Here is a 22,493-nt window from a genome sequence, read left to right on the forward strand (position 1 = left end):
TTAGTTTGCACCACATTGCAGGTGACATTTTTACAGTTTAGAACATGGCAACACCCAATGTAAACGGTTACACTTGCATTTAGCATATCATGCTCGCGCCGACACACGCACCAGCTTTAACTACCTATATTCTATATAGCATGGGGTATTTACTGGGTACTAGCTCGGTATTAGCTCGATATTAACTTTGAAAAAAGCGAAAAATAGCGTGAAAAACACTAAAAATAACGCTTTTTACTGCTAAATAGGCGTAATTGAGTAAAAAAGATAACTAACAATCAGTTTAAGCAATAACAGGAACTAGTCTATGCCCTACTTTCAAGTGCCAAAGCCTTCACTACCACTAGCTTGCGTTTTGCTGGTTATGCTCGTTAGCCTCGGCGCCTGCTCTGGCGCTATACAAAGCAACCACGGTGCAGAAGCAGCCCTTAAAACACCACAAGGGCATGTAGTGATTAAGGGTAAACCCGTATATTTAAGCGGCTTTAACGTGGCTTGGTTCGATTTTGCCCGCGACTTTGGCAAAGGCGTAGACGAAAAGGCACTGCGCAAGGCGTTACAGCAAGTAAAAGATTCTGGTGGTAACTCTCTGCGCTGGTGGATGCACACAGACGGCTCACAAACCCCTGAATGGCGCACTGTGAAGGGTGTACGCTTGGTTGCGGGCCCAGGCGGGTCGCTTATACAAGACTTAAAAACCGCGTTAGATATTGCCGCAGAATACGATGTGTACATTGTGCCCTCTATCTGGTCGTTCGATATGCTTAAAGACAACGACTACCGCAAACCGCCCACGCAAGATAACTACCGCTTACTCACCGAAGATAAAGTGCTAAACAGCTATATAAACAATGCCTTAGTACCCATGGTGCAAGCACTCAATTACCACCCGCAATTAGCCGCGTGGGAGTTATTCAACGAACCCGAAAACATGACCGAAAGCTGGTTTCCGCAGCAACAAGGCTTTTACGGCGGCAAAGTGCCTAGCCTAAAACAATTGCAAAAAGTGCAAGCACTTATGACCGCAGCTATCCACCAAGCAGCTTTAGATATTAACCAAGTTGCACTGGTTACTACTGGCTCAAAATCGATGGGCAAATACAATTCAGATATTGCAGGGGGCATTAACCTTTATCGCGACGACCGTATGATTGCAGCCGCGGGCGGCAACCCTCTAGCCACTCTCGATTTTTACGCCCCCCACTATTACAACAACGAATCAAAACACGGTGCTTGGTCGCCCTTTCATCACCATGTTGATTACTGGCAAGTAACTAAACCTGTGGTAATTGGTGAGTTCCACGCAAACGAAACGCTGGACGTATTAAACGACCCAGTAAAAGCTGAAGACTTGTGTAGTAGGTTAATTGATAACGGCTATGCAGGTGGCTGGTCTTGGCAATGGAACGAGCATGTGGAGCATTTAATGCACTGCCAAGAGCGGGCTGCTATTCGCTGATATAAAAAAGCCGCTCAATATTTTTGAGCGGCTATTTTATTCCGGTTAACGTTTTTATTTGCACTCTTCTGCAACGAAAATGAAATGTGTCGAAGGCGTTTACACCTTAAAACAAGTTCACCGCAACACTAAACCCTTTTGTCGAATCTGTATTGTCTCTTAGTGTACCTAAACGTAGTGTCCGCTGGTTGAAAATAAACCACCACGCAACCCACAAGGACACGCCATGCGAAATCTTTTAAAACAAGCAGGATCAAAAATAATTGCATCAACAGCCATACTAGGACTATCACTCTCTGCACACGCAGGGTTGTTTGAGTATTCCTACAGTTTTGGGAATGGCAATAGCGTAAGCGGCACACTTACAGGCGATGTTAACGGCGCCTATGTTCAAAACGTAGAAGCCGTAACACTTACTATTAATACCCAGGAATTAAATCAAACGTTTTACGATGTAGGCTTAACGAATGGCAGCTGGAGTGGCGACGCGATAGTTTCATTTGATGCAAGCCTAAATAACTTTTTGTTTAGCGATGTAAATTACCCATCGCAAACAAATTACTCGGTGTTTTTCCAAATGATAAACTACGGGTCTACGCACAACGCTAAAATATACAACAAAAACCCAAGCGTATACTCTTCCGACCGCCCCATTAACGCGAGCGCATGGTCGCTTACCGAAGTAGCAAGCGTACCCGAACCCGCATCGCTAATACTTTTTGGGCTAGGCCTTATAGGCGTTGCAGCTAGTCGCCGCAAAAATATGAAAATTAGTAACTAATTAAAAATCGCTAATCGCTAGTAACTAAATATTAGCGATTAGCTACTAGCTTTTAACAATCAATTTACAAATAACTAAACCCAACAGAAATACGATTATTTTTCGCGGCAATGGCATTCCACTGCCCAGCTGTTACTGTTTCTATAGGCTCAGGGTAAGCCATTTTAGGTTGCGCTAAACCGCTCACACCTAAACTAACACTAATTCTACCCTCTTTAATTGGCTGAGCATTTTGCTCATACCCCAAAAACGGCATACTTAAATAATCGCCTACTTGGTATTCTCTGTTTAAATCCGACACTAATACGCAGTTTTGAACCAACGTTTCGGGCGCGGCTAACACCCAATCGCCTGCGCTATTCATTTGTACACAAAAGTTACCAAAGTGAATATCTAGCTCTACCAACCCGGTAAAACCTGCCGCAGCTAATTGGTACGTTAGGGCATTAAGTTTAACAATTTGCTCTTCACCTAAAGGCTGTGCGCCGTAGTCAAAGTGCATATTATTCTCTAACGCCCAACTCACTACATCCATTACGGCTGGGTCTACGCCATCTAAACCGTGCTCGGTTTCCTGTGCAGAAAGGTATTCCGTTAAGCTGGATATTAAAGCTTGATTATCGGTATTCAGCTTCATTAATTGCGAATACTGCTGCTTGATAAATTGATTATCGCGCTTACTGTCGTATAGCTCCCACGCGATTAACCCTAAGCCAATAAAAATTAAAAACAGCAACGAGCTAGATATAAACTGCCCGCGCCTATTTTCTGCAGTTAATTCGGCATTTAACACAGAAACCGGCACATCATCGATGGTAGGTTCCGTTTTCTGGTTTTTTTCAAGCTCACCACTTAACCTGCGAACAATAAAACGCGAATTATCGGCAATTTGCTGGCGCACATCGGCAATGTGCATTTCAAATAGTTTGGCAACTTGCGTTTGCACCTTCACTAACACGGGGTCTTCATCGTTAGCTGGTGGCAAATCTACATGGGTTTTTTCGGCGGGCATACTTACGGGGTCTATAACCGTATTCACCGGTTTAGTTGCTACCGCAGCATCTTCGGCTTCGCCTTTAGGTACAATATGCAGGCACGCTAACACCCGCTCTAAACTCGAGGGCTTAATGATTTCTTTAGAAAGAATATCTAATGCGCCTAACGCACGCGCCTGACCAACGTACACATCCCCTTTTTGCGATGTGTACATAATGACCGGAATAGTGGCAGTATTGGGGTTGGCTTTAATAATTTTTAACGCTTCAAAACCATCCATACCCTCCATGTGGTGATCCATAAACACCACGGCAGGCATACGGTAACTTAAATACCCTAACGCCTCTTCTGCACTTGATACTATATCTACCGCTAAATCGTAGCGGGATAACATTTTACGCAGTCTAACCTGAGCGGTTTTGGAGTCGTCTACTATCAACGCCCTTTGCATACCCACTCTCTCCTTAACATCTTATTGTTATTTGAACACCGCCGACAATTTAACCAATCAAATTGATATAAAACCAGTTAAAAAACAACGTTCTGTGAGGCATATGTGGTTTTTACGGCACAAGTTTTGTGTTTTGAGGCCACCTACACATATTCGGGGCCCTTACCCAACCACGCAGCCTATTAATCGCCCAATAAAACCCCCTTCGGCATACCAAATATCAATTAGCGCCACAATGAGGCCTCTAACGCTATTGATTGTATTAATGTATTACAATACTATTTAACTGCTCACCAAGAGTTACTTACAACAATAATCAAAGCCCTACAGCGCAACACCCCACCCAATAAGGGGCGCTTAGATTTTTAACAGGAGAGAAGCTTAATGTATAAACGCTCAGCACTAAGCAGCAGCATTGCAATTGCCGTTGCCCTAACTAGCCAATACAGCCTTGCACAAAACGAGGCCGACGCTAGCTTAGAAGAAGTGATAGTTACTGGTATTCGCGGCAGCTTAACCAAAGCACTGGATATGAAACGCGAAAACACCCAAATAGTGGATTCTATTGTTGCGGAAGATATTGGTAAGTTTCCAGACAATAACGTTGTAGAAGCCTTGCAGCGCGTATCCGGCGTACAAGTTACAGATCGCGGCGCAGGTGAAGTAAACACGGTGTCTATTCGCGGTTTAACAGACGTAACCACCACCGTAAATGGCCGTCAAATATTCACCTCTACCGGCCGCTCTGTAGCGCTTGCAGACATCCCTGCCAGCTTGGTTGCGGGTGTAGATGTGTACAAAACACGCTCAGCCTCGCAAATTGAAAGTGGTATTGCAGGCCAAGTCGATATAAAAACACAGCGCCCATTCAATTTTGATGGCAGCAAAGTGGTAATAGCCGCTCGCGGTACCTACCAAGAGCAAGCAGAAAAAACCGACCCCAATTTAAGTGCGCTATTCAGCAACCGCTGGGAAACCTCCGCCGGTGAGTTTGGTGCACTGCTAAACGTATCGTTTGCGCAAACAAATTACCGTGACCAAAGCGTTACGCCCGGTGCGCAAGTGCCCTTTATGACCGCCAATGCAGCTGATGGCTGGGTGCCTTTTGAACGCATCTTTCCTACAGACGGCCGAGTAACAGAAAGCCCCATTTGGGAAGGCGGCCTAGAAGAAGGCTTACCCGCTACCGAAGGCTCTACCTTGACCATGAATGGCGAAGAAATAGAGTACCTACTTTCACGCGATGCCATTTTCGCCAGCGACTTTACCGGTAAGCGCGAGCGCCCCGCTTATAACGTAGCGTTCCAATTTGCACCCAACGAAACATCCGAGTACCTATTTGAAGCCTTCTACAACGGCTACCGCAACGAGTCATTTAACTCTTTGTTATTTTCCTTTGCCGATTGGTGGGGCTCTTTAGACCCAGCCGATGAAGTAGTCACCTACCCGGGCACAAACATTGTTAAAGAACGCACTGTTTACAATCCCTACGGCTTTAACAGCGGTGATTTAACTGTAAGCCAAACAGATAGTTATGTGTACGCTTTAGGCGGCAACTGGGATATCGGCGATAACCTAACATTAGAATCTGAAATAGTTCACCAAACCAGCGAATACTCATCGGACTTCTTCGCGATGCGAACCGATAGAGTGGCACACGGTATAGATGTCGATTTCAATTCATCTGGCGGTTTACCTGCTTGGGCATTTATCGATAATCCCGAAACGGCAGACGTTAACGAAGCAGACCTCACCGATTCAGCCCAATGGAATGTGGCCGAACTATACGACAATGGTGTAGAAGACAAAGGTACATCCACCACCTTCACTGTTGACGGTTCATACTCGTTATTTAATAGCTTTTTTACCAATATAGATTTTGGTGCTAGCTACGATGTGCGTACAGCACAAAGCGCTAACCGAGATATAAATGGCTTTTTAGGTCAGCCTCTTTCTTCGTTAGATGCGGGTGCTTCCTACGTTACTGAAGATTTCTATGATGGACGTGCAGATATTCCAACCACGTGGGTAGTGCCCAATGGCCATTATATTTATAGCCACCGCGACGAGTTCCGCGATTTATACGGGTTTACCTCTGAAGAAAACATCGAGAAGTTATCGTTAAAAACTAATTTTGATATCGAAGAAACCACAACCGCGGTTTACGTTCAAACCGATTTCGAAACAGAACTAGGCAATGGTACATTGGGTGGCCAGTTTGGTGTGCGCTATGTGGGTTCAAGTGCGGATATGAGCTTCTTCGACAACGAAGACTCAAGTACAGCAGACCGCAGCGACTCGGCCTTATTACCAAGCCTTGTTTTAAAATACGAATTTGCTAACGACTTTATGGCGCGTTTTGCTTACACAGAAACATTGCGTCGCCCTGCATTTGGCCAGTTAAACTCGTTTATTTACTATAACGAGTCTGTTACCAATACTGACGGCACTGCCACCGGTGGTAACCCAGACCTTAAACCCGTTGAATCGGTTAACTTGGATTTATCGCTAGAGTGGTATTTTGCCGAGGGCAGCGCCCTATACGGCACCTTGTTCCAACGCAATATAGAAGGCTTTGTATTCGATTCTCGCCAACGTGTAAGTTACCAAGGGCCAGACGATACCGAAGCATCTGATTACATTTTAAGCCTGCCAGATAACGCATCTAACGGTGAGCTAAACGGGTTAGAATTGGGCTTGGTTTATTTCCCCGATAATTTACCCAATGCATTAGATGGCTTAGGCGTACAAGCAAGTTACACCATGCTAGATTCCTCGCAAGATGTACCCGTGTTTGGCGCAGATGGCGAGCTAGAAAAATACTTAACTCGCTCTATGTTTGGTGTTTCAGATAATTCTTATAGTGTTGTGGTTGCGTACGAAAAAGAGAAATTTAGCGCGCGCTTATCGTTTCTTGCCCGCGATAATTTCTTAAATAATTACGAAGCCGCCGTATTCGCCAACCCACTAGGCGTATACCGCAAGCCAGAAAAGAGCATGGATTTGCAGTTGAGTTACGACGTAACCGACGATTTAATGCTAACGTTTGATGCAACCAACTTAACCGATGAGGTTTTCCAAAGCTATTACGAAAACCCACAAACCAACAACTTAGGCAACGCTATCTACAGCCGCACCTTCTCGTTGGGCTTGCGCTACACCTACTAAGCATTAATTAGTTAAATATAAAAAAGCGAACCTAGAAATAGGTTCGCTTTTTATTGTGCTTCAAAAACTAGCTGCTAGTTATTTACCAATTAGCAACTCTGTGTACCGCCCCACTAAAAACGGTAATTAATACCCGCTGAGTAAAAGCCGCCATTAAAACCAAACGGCGCACTTCTGCGTGAATAGCGGAATACCGTATCGCTTGCCATGTCTTCTGCACCCGGCGCAGATTCAAACAAACCTCCGCGCGTGCCAGTGTTGGTGGTTTCCTCTGGCGTTACATCAAATAAATTATTGGCCATAAAATAAATGTCCATATTATCTGAAATAGCATAGCCAATGCGTACATCGGTTAACCATTCCGAACCATAAGTTTGCGAGGTAGTATCTAGCACGGTGTATTCGCCGTAGCGATTAAAGGCAAGGTTTACCGAGATATCGCCAATCATATAATCACCGCTTAAAATGATTCTATCTTTTGGCTGCCACTCTTCAACTATAGATATATCTTGCGCACTAAACACTACACTTGGGTTTACTGCAGCCAGTGCACCGGAGCTAGGCACATAAATACTGGTTACTTCCGTTTCGGTAAAGTTGGCTGCAAAGGTTATATCTAGGTTACCGCTTAAAAAGTCGATTCCGCTATATGTAGATACAATATCCACACCCGTCGTTTCTGTATTAGCCCCGTTTAAAAAGAATTGTGCCGCTGCCGCACCGGATTCTTCTAACGCTGCAGTCAGTGCGCCGTCACCAGGGTCGTTTTCTGCAGAAAGCTGGTTACTTATAGCAATTCGGTCGTCGATTTTAATCGAGTAGAAATCTGCCGTAATATTCCACTCGGGTGTAATACTGGCAATAAAGCCAATACTCATATTGGTGGACTCCTCCTCTTTTAGTTCTGGTACACCTAGGGCGCGCACCGCAGGGCTATCATTGCGGAAGGTACCAACGGTTACGGCGCCTGCGTCACGTATTTGGGTGCTAATGTTGTTAAAGTACAACTGCTGCATGGAGGGGGCCCTAAAGCCAGTGCTTAACGAACCGCGTACGGTAAAGCTATCGGTTAAAGTGTATTTACTTGCAAGCTTGTAGTTTATGGTATTGCCGAAGCCATCGTACTCATCAAAACGCATGGCGGCACTTACTATCCAGTCGTCAGTCGCCTCGTATTCACCATCTACATACAGTGACATAACATTGCGCGACTCACTCACCTCAGATTCGGGCGAAATACCGTTAAAACCTTGAATACTGCCACCGGCATCTTGCGCATATAACGCATCACCGGTATCTGGGTCTGTATCGTAATCGCGGTAAGAATACTCGTCACCGGCTTTAATTTTAAATTCGTCTGTGCGCACCTCTGCCCCTGCGGCAAGGTTAAAACGCGAAAATTGTTTGGTAAAGTTAAGGTTTATAGTTTCTAGCGAAAGCTCCAAACCATAAGCGTACGCTTCTCTTGGTATTTGCGAGCGAATTTCCGAATCGGATAAGCCTTCATCAAACTGCAAGTAATTTGCATATGAGTAGTTAGCACTGTTTTTGGTTGTGTAATCTATTTGGTTTGCACCGCGCGTGTAAGATAAATCTAGCGATGCATCGTTATCAAACTCTAGCGTATAACCTATATTGAACGAAAGGTCGCCAATTTCAGAATAAATAAGTGGTAAAAAACCGTCGGTATCGGCAGGGTTTAAACCATCGGTTAAGAGTGCGTTATCTACACCATTTGAACCGGTGGGGTTTCGATAAAAAGCACCAGATTCATTCTCCCTTTGCGAGTAAGTAATAAAACCATAAAGCTCACCGGCTCCTAGCTCCATACCCGCATTTAACACCAACGCGACCTGCTGAGAATCTGCATCGCCAATACGAAAGCCATTACGTGCTGGCCCACTTACCTCCAGCGCTTCGTTACCAGGTGCAGGCTCTAAATAACCGTTATCGTCGGTATCTTCACAGCCGCCATACAAACACCCTGCTTGAGGCGCCGCGCGGTTTGTGTTGCCTCTATCGCGAAAATTACCCGTTATATTTAAATAACCAGTATCACCCAAATTAAACCCTTTGTTAGCATTTAAATTTAGTGTTTGCCCATCACCTTCGTAATATTGGCCATAGGACGCCGACACAGAACCCGCCTCATTATCGTCTTTAAGCACTATATTAATAATGCCCGCAATGGCATCTGAACCGTACTGAGCAGCGGCACCATCGCGCAGCACTTCAATACGCTGAATAGATGCCGCAGGAATAGCATTTAAGTCGGTACCTGCCGTACCGCGACCAACAGAGGTATTAATATGAATAAGCGATGCTTGGTGGCGACGCTTGCCGTTAATGAGCACAAGGGTTTGATCTGGCCCTAAACCACGCAAGGTGGCTGGGCGCAATGCATCGGTGCCATCACTCACAGAAGAGCTAGAAAAATTAAACGAAGGGGCTGTCATTTGTAGCATGCGCCCTACTTCCGTCTGACCTGTTTTTTCTAGGCTATCTGCACTTAGTACGTCTACGGGCACCGGCAAATCCTCTGCGGTGCGGCCCAGCGCGCGACTGCCTACAATGTAAACTTCTTCTATTGGCCCTGCAGGCTTTTCTTGCGCGGCAGCTATATCGCTAACTAACAGCGAGCCACACACTAGCCCAACAATAGTAGATATTTTTTTGCGATGAAAACTTTTTAGGCGAGGTGTTTTTTGATTATTCAACGTCTTCATAACTTTCTCCTTGTACCCTTTGAACGACGAATAGCTGCAGCTGTACGATTTAAGTAACGGCTTCAGCCATCAATGCATACGTGCGCAATCAACGTACCTAGCAGCGCAAAGTGTGTCAAGTTTACTACTGTGCTTTCGTGAATTTTCACAGATTATTGTGGCCCGCAAGCAAAAACATCAGCCTCATAAATGATTACGGCGCCACACAACTATTTTTAAATCTATTTCTGAAAAAATTAATCACAAAAAAAGCCGATAAATTTCTTTATCGGCTTTCAATAAGGTACTAACAACACTAAGTAGTAATAACGTTAAGGAACCTCTGATTAACCCCAATGGCTTTTTGCGAGAACCAAAACGATCAGCCGCAAGGCGTTCTTCCCAGCTAATGGCCTTAGCCCTTAGTCCTTAGTCCTTAGCAACAAGAACAACGAAGCGATTGGGGTTATTCAGAGGTTTCTTAAGTTTTAGCAGGCCGTTTAACATTCGTAAGCCACATAAATACGATTAACCCTGCAAACGCCCCCACCCCATAACCAACGGCAGGCCAACTTGTTTGGCCGTTACCATTTGCGCTGGGTTTTAATATATTCAATACCTTTTGCGAGTAGCCAGCTTCTTGCATTACGGCACCTATTTCTAGCAACAAGCCATTTGCTTTTGTCATCGCGAAGTAAAATTCGCGAAAGCTAATTAAGTAAAAAGCTAATAACGCTAGCCCCATTAATGCCGAAGCAGAGCTAAACTGAAAACCAAGCCACACTCTTTTTTTGCCTATATCGCGCAAAGGCATAGCAGCAGCAAAGCCAAAAGAAGCAAACAGCACGGTTAGAAACATATTAAATATTTCTGTTGCTTGCCCTGCGTAAGCTTCAGTTAACGTGATAAGAATATTTACATCCATAAAGTATTTTCACCGTATTAAACATAATTAAAGGCATTAAGCAGGTTAACTACATATCAACTAAACCTCACCCACACCTCAATTAAACATCAACCCAAGTGCCCGTTTCAGCCGCTTTAAACACTGCATCAATAACTTTAATGTTGCCTAACGCATCGCTTAAGGGGGTGGGTGCTGGCAAGCTCTCATTAATTGCTGTGCAAAAAGCATCTACTTGCTGCACATAATGGTTGTAATGCCCAACTACAATTTCTTTATCGGTATCGCCATTGCGCAACAATAACCGTGATGGCATATCGCGGCGATAGAATGGGTTTTCTACGATTAAACTACCCTTCTCACCCGATATTTTTACCCACTGCGACGAATCACTTTGTGTAGAGCAGTAAAACGTTGCCATGCCCGGGCCAAAATCAAGCAAACCTGTTGCATGCCGGTCTACACCAAACTGCGGGTCTATATCTAACATGCCTGTTACACGTTTTGGCTCGCGCCCAAATATAAAACGCGCAGCGGAAATACAGTAACAGCCTATATCTAACAAGCCTCCGCCACCTATGCCCGGCTTATTGCGCACATTATTTTCATCGCGATTAAAATAAGTAAAATCGGCTTCTACGGCGTTTATTTGCCCTAAGTCACCACGTTCTATTATTTCCCGCACTTTTACCCATTGCGGGTGAAAACGGTACATAAAGGCTTCCATAACCACTAACTGCGGGTTGGCAGCGGCAAGCTCTAGTAGCGGCTGTATGTTGGCTGCATCCATACCAAGCGGCTTTTCGCACAACACGTGCTTACCCGCCTTTATAGCTTGCATACTCACCGGTACATGCTGGTCGTTTGGTAAGGGGTTATAAATAGCATCCACATTTGGGTCTGCTAATAGTGATTCGTAGCTACCGTAAGCTTTAGGAATACCCGCTTTTTCGGCAAAGGCCTCTGCCTTGGCTAAATCGCGCGAAGCCACTGCTACCACCTCGGCGTGCTGCGAAGCATGTAGCGCGGGTATTAACCATTCGCGGGCAATTTTAGCAGTACTTACTATGCCCCAACGTATTTTCTTCATATTGCTCCTCACAAGTATTGGTATGTGGCCACAGTATACCTGCCACATGCTAAACCATACGTGAGTAATATGCCTTAAAACCATTACTGCTTAATTTTATATAACCACAAAAACTAGTTTAGCACTTGCTAATTTAGAACTCACTAATATATAGTGACCACATAGACAGAGGAAGCCGCTAATGAAGCAAATAGAGCAACTTGCCGAGCACGCAGCCAATGCCGCAAAGCTACTTAAAGAATTAGCAAATGAAAACCGGCTAATGATTTGTTGCTGTTTAGGCGATCAAGAGCTAAGCGTAAGCGAATTAAATGCACAAATACCCTTAAGCCAATCGGCATTATCACAACACTTAGCGCGATTGCGATCGGCCGATATTGTAGCTACACGCAAAGAAGGTCTAACCGTGTTTTATAAATTAAACGGTGATAACGCACTTAAGATTATTCTTACTCTTAAGTCTATTTATTGCCCAGAGTAATTACATTAGAGGTACACCATGAAAAACGTAACACGTATTAGTGCAGCAGATTTTGTTAATAAATTTAACAACAATAGCAACCTTACCATTGTAGATGTGCGCACCCACGCAGAGATAGAAAGCGAGAAATTACAACCTTGTCACCCACTGCCCTTACAAGAATTAAACGGCAGCAGTTTCGACGCATTGTTAAATACACTTAATCAAAACAATCAGCCCTGCGACCACATTTACTTAATGTGCCAAAGCGGCAAGCGCGCAGAAATGGCTGTAGAAAAATTAGCAGATACGGCCAACTGCCAGTTCGTTATTATTGAAGGCGGAATGAACGCTGTTAAAAGTGCCGGCGCAAAAGTGCATAGAGGCTCACGCAATGTTATTTCACTCGAGCGGCAAGTACGGATTGCCGCCGGCATACTTGTAATGACCGGCGTGGCACTGGGTAGCTTAGTTAACGCCTACTTTTATTATTTGTCGGGTTTTGTAGGAGCTGGGCTAACTTTTGCAGGCGTAACAGATACCTGCGGTATGGCAATGATTCTTGCACGCTTACCGTGGAATAAAGCCAGCAGCTGCTCGAGCGCGGCGTAAGCATGATAGAAGTAGTTGTTGGCTTAATCATTGGCTTAGTTTTAGGTTTAACAGGGGCTGGCGGGTCTATATTTGCCGTACCACTTTTGCTCTTAGCCACACCAATGAACCCAAGCGATGCTATGGGCATGGCACTTGGCGCCGTTGCTGTAACAGCGTTGTATGCCACAGCCTCGCAAAGTATTAACCGCAAAAATAGCGGCATCCTGTGGACACCCGCGATTATATTGGCCGCGTCGGGTGCGTTAACCGCGCCGCTTGGCAAATGGGCTTCTACGCTATTTACGCCGCACGTTTTACTAGCAGGCTTTACTTGTGTTGCAGTGCTTATTGCCGTACGCATGTGGATACAAGCCAACCGTCGCCCAGAAGAAACAACAAGCGTAAGGGCCAACGATGGTGATAGCGATTTAACAACCCCGGCGACTATGGCTTGCAAATTAAGCCCTACCGGCCAGTTTCTATTGCGGCCTAAATGTATTTCTGGGTTAGGGGTTGGTGGTTTAGCTATAGGCTTTGCTTCAGGTTTGTTTGGCGTGGGTGGTGGTTTTTTAATTATCCCTCTACTGCTGTTTTTAAGCCAAATAGCAATGCGTAATGCGGTGGCCACTTCGTTAGCAATAATTGCCGCGGTAAGCTCTAGCGGTTTTGCAAGCCATTTAGTGTTGGAATACAGCAACAATCAAACATTTGACTGGCTTAATTTTATAAAACTAAGTGGTGCAAGTTTAACCGCTATGTTTATTAGCCAACGTATTAGTCGCGCCATTGCAGGCCCGCTTTTACAAAAAATATTTTCGGTAGCTTTAGTGCTTGTTTCGGTTATTTCAATACTAAAGTAACCCCTATTACATTTATTACTGTGGGAGTCTTATTATGATTTTTCGCCAGCTTTTTGACAAAGAATCGTCCACTTACACCTATTTAATAGCCGACTCAAAAACAGGCGAAGCGGCTATTATCGACCCAGTACTTGAAAACACCGATGCCTACCTACAACTTATAAACGAGCTTGGGCTTACGCTTAAATTAGCACTGGATACCCATACCCACGCAGACCACATAACTGCACTAGGTAAATTGCGAGAGCAAACCCAATGCCACACGATGCTTGGCGAACAATCTCACTCAGAATGCGCATCAAGCCGTTTTAGCGATAAACAAATTTTACGCGTAGGCGAAATAGCAATAGAAGCGCTCTACACACCAGGCCACACAGATGACTCCTACAGTTTTTTGGTAGATCACGACGGCCATAAAATGCTATTTACAGGCGACACACTATTGATTCGCGGCACAGGCAGAACAGATTTTCAGAACGGCAATGCCAAAGAGCAATTTAATAGCTTGAATAGACTGCTAGCATTGGGCGACAACACTTACGTTTACCCCGGGCACGATTACAAAGGCTGGACAATTTCTACCATAAACGAAGAGAAATTATTTAACCCACGCTTAAAACCCCAAACAGCCGAAGCCTACGCAGAACTTATGGCAAAACTTAATTTGCCCGATCCAAAACTTATGGATATAGCCGTACCGGCTAACCAAGCCTGCGGCAATATTGCCACTAAATAGCAGCCAACCCCCGCTCTATCCCTCTTAGCGCCCCCTCTATTAGGGGGTTTTCTCGCATGTAAAATACGCTAAACTAAAGGCAAATAACGTAAACACAAAGTCAACAGTGTCAGCGCCGCTGATATATACTGTCTGCCCATTATTTAGCCCGTAAACTATGATGCTAATTCTGCTTGTTGAAGATAACCGAGACCTCGCCGCAACAGTACTCGACTACTTAGAGCTGCAAGGCTTTGACTGCGATTACGCGCACCGTGGCGACCATGCCTTTCAGTTACTGCAAGACAATACCTACGACGCAATGGTGTTGGATATTATGATGCCAGGTTTAGACGGTATTACCCTTTGCGAAAAAATTCGCGCACAGGGCAACAACGCCCCCATTATTATGCTCACTGCCCGCGACACCCTAGAAGACAAGCTCTCGGGCTTTGAAGCAGGCGCAGATGATTACCTTGTTAAACCTTTCGATTTGCCCGAACTTGCTGCCCGCCTAAAGGCGTTAAGCAAACGCAAATCGCATAGCAGTACAACGCTTACTGTTGCAGATTTAGAAGCCCACTTAGAAAACCATCAGGTTTGCCGCGCGGGCCAACAAATAGACCTCTCCCCCGCTTGCTGGAAACTACTCATCGCGCTTATGCAAGCTAGCCCACGGGTTATGTCTCGCCAAGAGCTAGAAAACGTATTGTGGAAAGATAGCCCACCCGATTCTGAAGCACTCAAGTCGCATATGTATACATTGCGTAAATTAGTAGACAAACCATTTGATAAAGCGCTCATTCATACGTTGCGTGGAGTAGGTGTAGCACTGCGCGATGAATAGTCTGGGTGAGCAGTCGTTAAAGGTTCGCGTAGGCAAAATTATCGCAATCTTTTCCATTCTAATGGTGTCCTTTTATACATCACTACTGGCCGAGCTTTATCGGTCTGGGCTTACCGAAGCTACGCACTCTATTCTTAGACAAGAATCGAGTAACTTCGTAAAAGCCCACGCAGAAAACCCTAACACCCCTGTACCCCGCTCCCACTCGCTAAATGGTTACGTGGGCGCAGAAAACGTGCCCGAAGAAGTTAAAAATGTATTTCCGGAAGATAAATGGGATATATGGCCGCGCTCTTCCGACAATATTATGTATCGCTACATGAAACACACCGATACAGAGTCGCATTACCATTTAATTATTGAAGACTTAGTAAATACCGACCAAAAACTGTACATGACCTACACCATTACGGTGTCTGATGAGCAGGCAGGCGGCGTATGGCGACGCTTAACCATTCTTTCTATAGTAGGCGGTGTAGGCGTAATTGTACTGCTGCTATTCTTTAGGCAAATTATGCTGCACGCTATTTCGCCACTAAGCAGCCTGTCTAACTGGATTGAAAAGCTAGATCAAGACCAACCCCCTAGCGACTTACCCACCGATTTACGCGAAGACGAAATTGGCCAAGTAGCGCAAAGCCTGTACGACGCCTTGCAACGTATTCATGAGCACAACAAACGTGAATCGCAATTTCTGCGCAACGCGAGCCACGAATTGCGTACCCCCATTGCCATTATTCGCAATGCGATGGATGTAATTGAATACAAACGCAAAATAAACGACAACAAACTAGACCCCCTGCTACAACGCATTCGCCGCGCAGGCGATAGCATGAAGTCCGTCACAGAGGCTATTCTTTGGCTAGCGGTTGATCGCTACACAGCGCCCGAAAAGGCACCAACGGATATAAACAAATTAATAAAAGAATTAATTGCCGATAACAAAAGTATTATCACTTCAAAAAATATAGATGTGCAGCTAGAACTTAAACCCAGCGAGCCCATTACCATTGAAACCGTACTTGTGCACATTTCGCTCGACAATATTATTCGCAACGCATTCCAACACTGCGACGACGGTAAAATTAAAATAGCTACCAACGATAACTGTATAGAAATAACCAATCACAACCCCGCCTTCGGCCACGGCTCCGAAAACGGCAACATTAGAAACACAATGCAAACCGGCGGCTTCGGCCTAGGCCTCGCCCTAGTAGACCGAATTGCAAACAAACAAGGCTGGATGTTCGAATTCGAACTAGCAGGCGAAAACGCCATCTCCCGCCTAACCCTACACACCTGCGGCATAAACGCCAGAAGCGAACTGATCTAAAATTGCCGCTGTTGGAACACTCAAATTCCATCAGCGGCTCGTACTTACACTAGTAGTTAGCTCCTAGCGATTAGCAACTCACAATTAGCTAGCTCGATTTACCCCCCCCACCATCGCCCTAACCGCCGCAACAACAATATTCTTATGACGCCCAACCCCAAACACTGGCCGCCCATTACCCACCTTTAACTCCACATAACACACTGCTTCACCATCGGCCCCCTCCCTAACTGCATGCTCGTGATAATCCACAACGCTCACTCCAGCAGGTACAACTTTATTTATAGCCGTTACTGCGGCATCAATAGGGCCGCTGCCTTCACCTACAACCGTAAACGCTTCACCTTGTTTAACTAACTCCACCTCAACCTGCATGCCTTCTGCAATAGTTTTGCTGTCTGATACGTGGCACGCAACATATTCAAACCCTTGCGTAGCTCCAAAATATTCTTGCTGAAACACATCCACAATTTGCGCGGCGGTCATTTCTTTACCGGTTTCATCATTAATTTTTTGCACTATGCCACTAAATTCTATTTGTAAGCGGCGCGGCAATTCCAAACCAGCCTTTTGTTGAAGTAAAAAGCTCACGCCACCTTTACCAGACTGGCTGTTTACACGCACCACGGCATCATAATCGCGATTTAAATCTTTAGGGTCTATTGGCAAGTAAGGTACTTCCCAAATTTCGCCGTCTTTTCGTTGCGCAAACCCTTTCTTAATCGCATCTTGATGCGAACCAGAAAACGCCGTAAATACAAGTTCACCGGCGTATGGGTGGCGCGGATGCACAGGTATTTGGTTACAGGTTTCTACAAGTTTGCGCACTTTATCTATATCAGAAAAATCTAACCCTGGGTGCACACCCTGCGTATAAAGGTTAAGCGCAAGGGTAACCAAATCCACATTACCGGTGCGCTCGCCATTACCAAACAAACACCCCTCTACCCTATCTGCGCCCGCCATTACCGCTAATTCGGCAGCCGCAACGGCTGTACCCCTATCGTTATGCGGGTGAACACTTAACACTATAGAATCGCGCCGCTCTATATAACGGTGCATCCACTCAATTTGATCCGCGTAGGTATTGGGCGTACCCATTTCTACGGTTGCGGGTAAATTAATAATCATTTTATTTTCTGGCGTTGGTTGCCATGTTGCACTTACAGCATCCACCACTTCTTTGGAAAATTCTATTTCTGTGCCAGAAAAAACCTCTGGCGAATATTGGTATACCCACTCCACCTCAGGCGCCTTGGCTGTGGCTTCCATCACCCACTTGGTGCCTTGCACCGCAATATTTTTAACACCGGCTTTATCGGTTTTATACACAATAGAGCGAAAGCTAGGCGCAGTGGGGTTGTACATATGAATAATCACCCGCTTTGCACCGCGCACACTTTCTACGGTGCGCTCTATTAATTCTTTACGCGCTTGTACAAGCACCTCTATGGTCACATCTTCAGGAATGTGCCCTTCGTCAATAAGCCTGCGCGTAAACTGAAAATCGGTATCGGATGCAGAAGGAAACCCAATTTCGATCTCCTTAAAATTCATAGCGACAATTTCTTTAAAAAACGTAAGCTTGGTTTCCACCGACATGGGGTCGATAAGCGCCTGATTACCATCACGCAAATCCGTGCTCATCCAAATGGGCGGTTTTTCTATAGTGCGGTTTGGCCATTGACGATCGGCTAACTGTGCACCTTTAAATGGACGGTATTTTTGCGCTGGCTGAGCAAGCATGGGAAAGGCTCCAAATAAGAATTAACTAACTACAAAGTAAGGATGCAAAGCGGTGGCACAATCACAGGCTCTGTTTAAGCCTTAAATTTGCTTGCCCTTGTGAGGCGAGTGCTTGTGTAGCGTGCTTGCTACTAAGGGATGGGTAACCCCTGTGTTGCAGCCCCTTGTAAGGGCTTAAGTAGGTAGGCTTTCACCTCACCTTGGTTTGCAACACCGCGTGCATCAACATGGAATTAGTATACGTAAGAAGGCGCAGCAGATTATTGCCAAAAAACCACAAATACATTTATTTGTGCTATTTTATGCCCAATATAGAACTATTATTGAAATATTATTGCCATTAGGTGCCATATGACCACAGAACTCGATAAGTACGACCGAATGATACTCGACATACTGCAAAAAGATGGCAGGCTATCCAATCAAGAATTAGCCGATAGAATTAACCTCTCCCCATCCCCCTGTTTACGCCGTGTACGCCACTTAGAGGAGCTAGGCCTAATAGCAGGCTACCGAGCCCACCTAAACGCGCGCAAACTCGGCCTAACGCTTATTGCGTTTATTCAGGTAGGTATGGATAAACACACCCCCGAGCGGTTTGAAAACTTCGAACGCAAAATAGCCCTGCACCCAGAAGTATTGGAATGCCACCTGATAGCGGGCCAATCTGCGGATTATTTAATGAAGGTAATAGTGAAAGATATGGATGCCTACCAGCATTTTTTACTGCATACACTCACAACCATCGAAGGCGTTAGCGGAGTGCACTCATCGTTTGTATTAAAAACCCCCGTGAATACAGGGGTGCTGCCCATAGGGTAATTGGGGCTATTAAGCTGAGGGCACCTCTTCGCTGTGGTGCTTATATAAACCTAAAATTGTGCGAACAAAACCTACCCCCAATAACTTAGCTATTACCGTTTTGCAGCCATCAAATCATATAAAAATTCGTGCATATCTTATGCAACATACCCCAACACGCTAAGGCCTAGCCCAAGGTATAAGCCTCTGATAAGCTGCAGCGCACTTTGTAAATACTATATGAGCCTAGCGGCATAACAGGAAGGGCCAGCTAATGAAGCAAATTTTTATACTTACGGCACTAAGCCTATTAACGGCATGCAGTCATATGTCTACACCAAGCCACAATACTTTTAGCTCGATTGAAGAAACAAAGGTTTCGTGTTACGACTTTCCATTCTCCAAAGACCCAGCCCCTACCGACCCGAATAAGCTAACAAAGCTAACCAAAATACAAGCTAAGTTTGAATGCCAATGGTTTACCTACAATGTAGACGGGCACGCCGTGCGTGGAGTGTACCTTTACAGTAAAACGGCAGACACAACCAAACGGCCAGTCATTATTGTAAACCGTGGCGGTAATGCCTTAAGTGGTGTGGTGCCCTTTAAATTTATCGTATCGCAGTTTTTACCTCTAGCAAATGCAGGCTATATTGTAATTGCATCGCAGTACCGTGGCGCACGAGAAGGTAAAAAGCCACAAGAAAATTATTTAGCAGATGAGTTTGGAGGGAAGGATGTTAACGACGTATTAGCCTTGCTGCCTATTATCGACTCCATGCCACAAGCCGATAGTAGCCGCATAGGCATGCTAGGCGGTAGCCGCGGCGCCATGATGGGTTACTTGGCAGCCACACACACAAATCGCATCCGCGCATTGGTTACAATTGGCGGCCCAACCGACTTATTCAAAGAAATCCCCTATCGCCCAATTATGGAGGACAATGTACTTTCTAGGTGGATACCCAACTACTATCAAAATCGCGAAGCAGAACTCACTCACAGATCAGCTCAAAAATGGCCAGAGAAATTGCCTAAGCATATGGCTGTTTTACTCATGCACGGCGAAGAGGATAACAAGGTACAGCCAGAGAACTCTATCAATATGGCAGAAAAATTGAAGCAGGAAGGCATTCCCCATAAACTTATGCTCTTCCCCAATGCGGGCCACAGCATAAAAAATAAAGAGAACAAGAAAGAATTTCATCAAGCAATATTACAGTGGTTCGATCAACACGTTAAAAACGGCTCGAACTAAGAAGTAAAATCACTGGCTGGTTGTTCGTACCGCCAGTGATTCAATAACACAGAGAAGCCTGTAACGTGCGAACTGCTTCTACATCTTTAAAATATACGACTAAAAAATGAACTACCTTTTTATTAATGCTCTTTTGCATTAATAGGTAATCTTAACAACCACATCATCCCACCAATGAGATTTGGCTGGCCGCTCTTGCATGCGATAACTATCAGAACTTTCTAGCGCATCAATGTCATCTACTAAGCCAACTGTTCCCAATCCTGCTACGTAGGTTAATTCTTGCTGATTTAATTCGAAATTTTCCATGATTAACTCCTTTAAATATCTAGTTGGAATGCCGACCAGATTTGCCTAGTCGGCGTATTCAGGCTTATAAACCGTACTGATTGCGAAGCTCTGCCGCCCACGTATGATCCGCCATATTTGGCCAGTTATCTTTATCGAAACCTTTTGCGTTTTTTAAACGTTCTTTCGGAATGTTAAGCACCATACATTTCTCTGCCAAATTCACTTCCATTGCACTCCAAGGAATCGCAAAGTACTTATCCCCCAAGCCTAAAAAACCACCGAAAGAAAGCACAGCGTATTCAATACGACCGGTGTCAACATCGAACATAAGCTCTTCAATTTTACCTAGATCATCACCATTTACATTCATCACTTTGTCACCAACAAGACTGCCAGCAGAAAGAACGGGTTGATAGCTTTTGTTTAAAATTGTCATATTACAATCCTCAATAAATATTTAGTGAACGGCAATTGTTATTTAGCAACGGCTGTGCCAACTTAAAAACAGGGAGAAACACGACAATTAGTGTAAAAAATGCGCTAAAACATAGGTGCAGCGCACAAAATTACCGAATTATTTACAAAGTTCTTTGTAAATTTCACACAGAACGTTATTGAAGACAAAGCGGACGGTTAAACATGTCGAGAAAGGAAGTGCCAACACTTAGAAACCACTTCTAGTCAGGAGTAGACAGCAGTAGTTTCGACAAGCAGTGTACGCGCTTTACAAGCGCCTAAATTTACCGCGCGGTAATTGATTTTTTTGGAGGCCTAGCGGTAGATTACTTTTATGTGAACTTATAACGGCATAGCATAAGTTTACCCACCAACAGAAAAAGGTAATAGTTCGACCGGTCGAATAGAAATTGAGATTACTTACCCCAAACATCCTGCCGATGCATTTTAATAAATACTAAAGCGTCTTGAATACTAGCCAGCACATCTTCGGGCTTATTTTCGTCGAACTTTCCAGCACCAAATATTTCTAAACTACCATCAGGAGCTTTCATAGATTGCGAAAGCGTTAGGTTATAGCGGGAGGTATTGGGCACCATGAAAGGTAAAATAAAAATATTAAAGCCTTCTAGCTCAATATCGTAGTTAGCCAACATGTCACTTGGCCAATTAATATGATCTATAAATATAGGCTCTATAGCTTGATTTGGGACAAAAGCGGCAGCCGCGCCATTAAATACTTCATCTAGCAGCTCAGGTTGTTTCATAGTAACTAGGGCATACATTGCTAACCAAGGTGTAGTACCTTTCTGATTAAGCATATATTTAGGGTTGATAAGTGCACCAGTACTCACTGATGCTGTAGCGCCCACCATTCCTATTAACGCTTGTACCATATTTTGATTTAACCCTACCTCACTTAACGGAGATTTAGTTAAACCATAAAAATAAAGATGATCCCAACTTGTTGCAGAGAGCTGTGTAGTTACATCATTCATTAGACTTACCCGCCCTACCTAACATCAAATACTTGGCGATTTACCTTTCCCCAGTATGTATCGTCATATTCACACTCAGAATATAAAATCCCTTCAGAAGTAAGGGCGCTGCGCCAAAAGTTTACCGCATAATCTGCGCCTTGTATTTGTTTTACTTCCCAGCTGCCAGGATGAGACTTCCAAATACTGGCTATAAATTTCGAGCCTAGCTTTCTTTTTCTTGCAGCAGGAACAACGTAAAACTCGCATATTTCGTATGTATTTTCACTTTGGTATATATTCGCGAAAGCTATAGGGTTATCACCTTCAAACGCCAAATACCCGATATGAACCTCATCTAAAAGCGTATCAAGGGAGTACGCCCCATCCTTACCTGGTAGCTTGCCAGTAAGTAATGAGAATTCTGCTTCGTAGGCTTGCGCCAAATTCATGTATGTTTTTACTAAATCACCAACAACTTGATGAAGCTCCACGCCCTACCCCTCTGATATAGAATATCTTTTATACCAAATTTGCCACTATCCAGTTTCAACAAAACTATACAAATTTTAGATCTGCCTTTAAAGGTAAAAGCGCTCGT

At 44.6% G+C, this 22,493-nt stretch carries 20 protein-coding genes; 11 read left to right on the plus strand and 9 right to left on the minus strand.

Going from position 1 to position 22,493, the window contains the following annotated elements:
* Positions 1-307 precede the first annotated feature (307 nt).
* Both SDE_RS11950 and SDE_RS11955 read left to right on the plus strand, forming a co-directional pair.
* Complete coding sequence (locus SDE_RS11950; RefSeq protein WP_011468763.1) at positions 308-1,459, plus strand: cellulase family glycosylhydrolase; 1,152 nt, start codon at positions 308-310, stop codon at positions 1,457-1,459.
* A 226-nt stretch (positions 1,460-1,685) separates the two neighbouring features.
* Positions 1,686-2,240 carry a PEP-CTERM sorting domain-containing protein gene (locus SDE_RS11955; protein WP_011468764.1) on the plus strand — a complete coding sequence of 185 codons (555 nt, stop codon included), beginning with the start codon at positions 1,686-1,688 and terminating at the stop codon, positions 2,238-2,240.
* A gap of 64 nt (positions 2,241-2,304) precedes the next feature.
* On the opposite strand, the gene SDE_RS11960 is transcribed toward SDE_RS11955, so the two are convergent.
* On the minus strand, positions 2,305-3,687 hold the full coding sequence (locus tag SDE_RS11960) for a response regulator (protein WP_011468765.1): 1,383 nt from the start codon (positions 3,685-3,687) through the stop codon (positions 2,305-2,307).
* A 384-nt stretch (positions 3,688-4,071) separates the two neighbouring features.
* On the opposite strand from SDE_RS11960, the gene SDE_RS11965 reads away from it, so the two are divergent.
* On the plus strand, positions 4,072-6,855 hold the full coding sequence (locus SDE_RS11965; protein WP_011468766.1) for a TonB-dependent receptor: 2,784 nt from the start codon (positions 4,072-4,074) through the stop codon (positions 6,853-6,855).
* Positions 6,856-6,968: 113 nt separating this feature from the next.
* Here the strand turns inward: SDE_RS11965 and SDE_RS11970 are convergent, their stop codons facing one another.
* The 3 genes from SDE_RS11970 to SDE_RS11980 form a co-directional block, all read right to left on the minus strand.
* A complete protein-coding gene (locus tag SDE_RS11970) occupies positions 6,969-9,581 on the minus strand; it encodes a TonB-dependent receptor plug domain-containing protein (protein ID WP_011468767.1) in 2,613 nt (870 codons plus the stop codon).
* 460 nt (positions 9,582-10,041) lie between these two features.
* Positions 10,042-10,485 (minus strand): hypothetical protein, encoded by a 444-nt coding sequence (locus SDE_RS11975; protein ID WP_011468768.1) that lies wholly within the window; start codon positions 10,483-10,485, stop codon positions 10,042-10,044.
* Positions 10,486-10,567: 82 nt separating this feature from the next.
* Positions 10,568-11,554: a Gfo/Idh/MocA family protein gene (locus SDE_RS11980; protein WP_011468769.1), complete on the minus strand. Its 987-nt coding sequence runs from the start codon at positions 11,552-11,554 to the stop codon at positions 10,568-10,570.
* A gap of 181 nt (positions 11,555-11,735) precedes the next feature.
* On the opposite strand from SDE_RS11980, the gene SDE_RS11985 reads away from it, so the two are divergent.
* The 6 genes from SDE_RS11985 to SDE_RS12010 all read left to right on the plus strand — a co-directional run bounded on the left by SDE_RS11985 (position 11,736) and on the right by SDE_RS12010 (position 16,363).
* Entirely contained in the window at positions 11,736-12,035 is a 300-nt protein-coding gene (locus SDE_RS11985; RefSeq protein WP_011468770.1) for an ArsR/SmtB family transcription factor, read from the plus strand.
* 18 nt (positions 12,036-12,053) lie between these two features.
* The gene (locus SDE_RS11990; protein ID WP_011468771.1) at positions 12,054-12,626 is read left to right on the plus strand and encodes a rhodanese-like domain-containing protein; all 573 of its coding nucleotides are present in this window, start codon (positions 12,054-12,056) and stop codon (positions 12,624-12,626) included.
* 2 nt (positions 12,627-12,628) lie between these two features.
* Positions 12,629-13,468: a sulfite exporter TauE/SafE family protein gene (locus tag SDE_RS11995; RefSeq protein WP_011468772.1), complete on the plus strand. Its 840-nt coding sequence runs from the start codon at positions 12,629-12,631 to the stop codon at positions 13,466-13,468.
* 34 nt (positions 13,469-13,502) lie between these two features.
* Complete coding sequence (locus tag SDE_RS12000) at positions 13,503-14,204, plus strand: MBL fold metallo-hydrolase (protein WP_011468773.1); 702 nt, start codon at positions 13,503-13,505, stop codon at positions 14,202-14,204.
* 160 nt (positions 14,205-14,364) lie between these two features.
* Positions 14,365-15,030 (plus strand): response regulator transcription factor, encoded by a 666-nt coding sequence (locus tag SDE_RS12005; RefSeq protein ID WP_041325711.1) that lies wholly within the window; start codon positions 14,365-14,367, stop codon positions 15,028-15,030.
* Positions 15,023-16,363, plus strand: a complete 1,341-nt coding sequence (locus tag SDE_RS12010) for a sensor histidine kinase (RefSeq protein ID WP_011468775.1) — start codon at positions 15,023-15,025, stop codon at positions 16,361-16,363. Before SDE_RS12005 ends, SDE_RS12010 begins: the two co-directional genes overlap by 8 nt.
* Positions 16,364-16,447: 84 nt before the next feature.
* On the opposite strand, the gene leuA is transcribed toward SDE_RS12010, so the two are convergent.
* Positions 16,448-18,109 (minus strand): 2-isopropylmalate synthase, encoded by a 1,662-nt coding sequence (gene leuA / locus SDE_RS12015; RefSeq protein WP_011468776.1) that lies wholly within the window; start codon positions 18,107-18,109, stop codon positions 16,448-16,450.
* A gap of 351 nt (positions 18,110-18,460) precedes the next feature.
* On the opposite strand from leuA, the gene SDE_RS12020 reads away from it, so the two are divergent.
* Together SDE_RS12020 and SDE_RS12025 are read left to right on the plus strand one after the other, a co-directional pair.
* Positions 18,461-18,931 (plus strand): Lrp/AsnC family transcriptional regulator, encoded by a 471-nt coding sequence (locus SDE_RS12020; protein WP_011468777.1) that lies wholly within the window; start codon positions 18,461-18,463, stop codon positions 18,929-18,931.
* Positions 18,932-19,184: 253 nt separating this feature from the next.
* Entirely contained in the window at positions 19,185-20,168 is a 984-nt protein-coding gene (locus SDE_RS12025; RefSeq protein WP_011468778.1) for an alpha/beta hydrolase family protein, read from the plus strand.
* Positions 20,169-20,306: 138 nt separating this feature from the next.
* Here SDE_RS12025 and SDE_RS22865 read toward each other — a convergent pair whose 3' ends face one another.
* The 4 genes from SDE_RS22865 to SDE_RS12040 form a co-directional block, all read right to left on the minus strand.
* Positions 20,307-20,477: a hypothetical protein gene (locus tag SDE_RS22865; protein ID WP_011468779.1), complete on the minus strand. Its 171-nt coding sequence runs from the start codon at positions 20,475-20,477 to the stop codon at positions 20,307-20,309.
* Positions 20,478-20,541: 64 nt separating this feature from the next.
* Positions 20,542-20,895 (minus strand): PRC-barrel domain-containing protein, encoded by a 354-nt coding sequence (locus SDE_RS12030; RefSeq protein WP_011468780.1) that lies wholly within the window; start codon positions 20,893-20,895, stop codon positions 20,542-20,544.
* Between the two features lie 436 nt (positions 20,896-21,331).
* On the minus strand, positions 21,332-21,913 hold the full coding sequence (locus SDE_RS12035; protein WP_011468781.1) for a hypothetical protein: 582 nt from the start codon (positions 21,911-21,913) through the stop codon (positions 21,332-21,334).
* A gap of 14 nt (positions 21,914-21,927) precedes the next feature.
* Positions 21,928-22,386, minus strand: coding sequence for a GNAT family N-acetyltransferase (locus SDE_RS12040; RefSeq protein WP_011468782.1), 459 nt, complete (start codon positions 22,384-22,386; stop codon positions 21,928-21,930).
* Positions 22,387-22,493 lie beyond the last annotated feature (107 nt).

It is taken from the genome of Saccharophagus degradans 2-40 (genome assembly GCF_000013665.1).
In the GTDB taxonomy this organism is placed as follows: Bacteria; Pseudomonadota; Gammaproteobacteria; order Pseudomonadales; family Cellvibrionaceae; genus Saccharophagus; species Saccharophagus degradans.

Coding starts and splice junctions, on each gene's coding strand:
- SDE_RS11950 (WP_011468763.1), top strand. CDS start 308: ATGCCCTACTTTCAAGTGCCAAAGCCTTCACTACCACTAGCTTGCGTT.
- SDE_RS11955 (WP_011468764.1), top strand. CDS start 1,686: ATGCGAAATCTTTTAAAACAAGCAGGATCAAAAATAATTGCATCAACA.
- SDE_RS11960 (WP_011468765.1), bottom strand. CDS start 3,687: ATGCAAAGGGCGTTGATAGTAGACGACTCCAAAACCGCTCAGGTTAGA.
- SDE_RS11965 (WP_011468766.1), top strand. CDS start 4,072: ATGTATAAACGCTCAGCACTAAGCAGCAGCATTGCAATTGCCGTTGCC.
- SDE_RS11970 (WP_011468767.1), bottom strand. CDS start 9,581: ATGAAGACGTTGAATAATCAAAAAACACCTCGCCTAAAAAGTTTTCAT.
- SDE_RS11975 (WP_011468768.1), bottom strand. CDS start 10,485: ATGGATGTAAATATTCTTATCACGTTAACTGAAGCTTACGCAGGGCAA.
- SDE_RS11980 (WP_011468769.1), bottom strand. CDS start 11,554: ATGAAGAAAATACGTTGGGGCATAGTAAGTACTGCTAAAATTGCCCGC.
- SDE_RS11985 (WP_011468770.1), top strand. CDS start 11,736: ATGAAGCAAATAGAGCAACTTGCCGAGCACGCAGCCAATGCCGCAAAG.
- SDE_RS11990 (WP_011468771.1), top strand. CDS start 12,054: ATGAAAAACGTAACACGTATTAGTGCAGCAGATTTTGTTAATAAATTT.
- SDE_RS11995 (WP_011468772.1), top strand. CDS start 12,629: ATGATAGAAGTAGTTGTTGGCTTAATCATTGGCTTAGTTTTAGGTTTA.
- SDE_RS12000 (WP_011468773.1), top strand. CDS start 13,503: ATGATTTTTCGCCAGCTTTTTGACAAAGAATCGTCCACTTACACCTAT.
- SDE_RS12005 (WP_041325711.1), top strand. CDS start 14,365: ATGCTAATTCTGCTTGTTGAAGATAACCGAGACCTCGCCGCAACAGTA.
- SDE_RS12010 (WP_011468775.1), top strand. CDS start 15,023: ATGAATAGTCTGGGTGAGCAGTCGTTAAAGGTTCGCGTAGGCAAAATT.
- leuA (WP_011468776.1), bottom strand. CDS start 18,109: ATGCTTGCTCAGCCAGCGCAAAAATACCGTCCATTTAAAGGTGCACAG.
- SDE_RS12020 (WP_011468777.1), top strand. CDS start 18,461: ATGACCACAGAACTCGATAAGTACGACCGAATGATACTCGACATACTG.
- SDE_RS12025 (WP_011468778.1), top strand. CDS start 19,185: ATGAAGCAAATTTTTATACTTACGGCACTAAGCCTATTAACGGCATGC.
- SDE_RS22865 (WP_011468779.1), bottom strand. CDS start 20,477: ATGGAAAATTTCGAATTAAATCAGCAAGAATTAACCTACGTAGCAGGA.
- SDE_RS12030 (WP_011468780.1), bottom strand. CDS start 20,895: ATGACAATTTTAAACAAAAGCTATCAACCCGTTCTTTCTGCTGGCAGT.
- SDE_RS12035 (WP_011468781.1), bottom strand. CDS start 21,913: ATGAATGATGTAACTACACAGCTCTCTGCAACAAGTTGGGATCATCTT.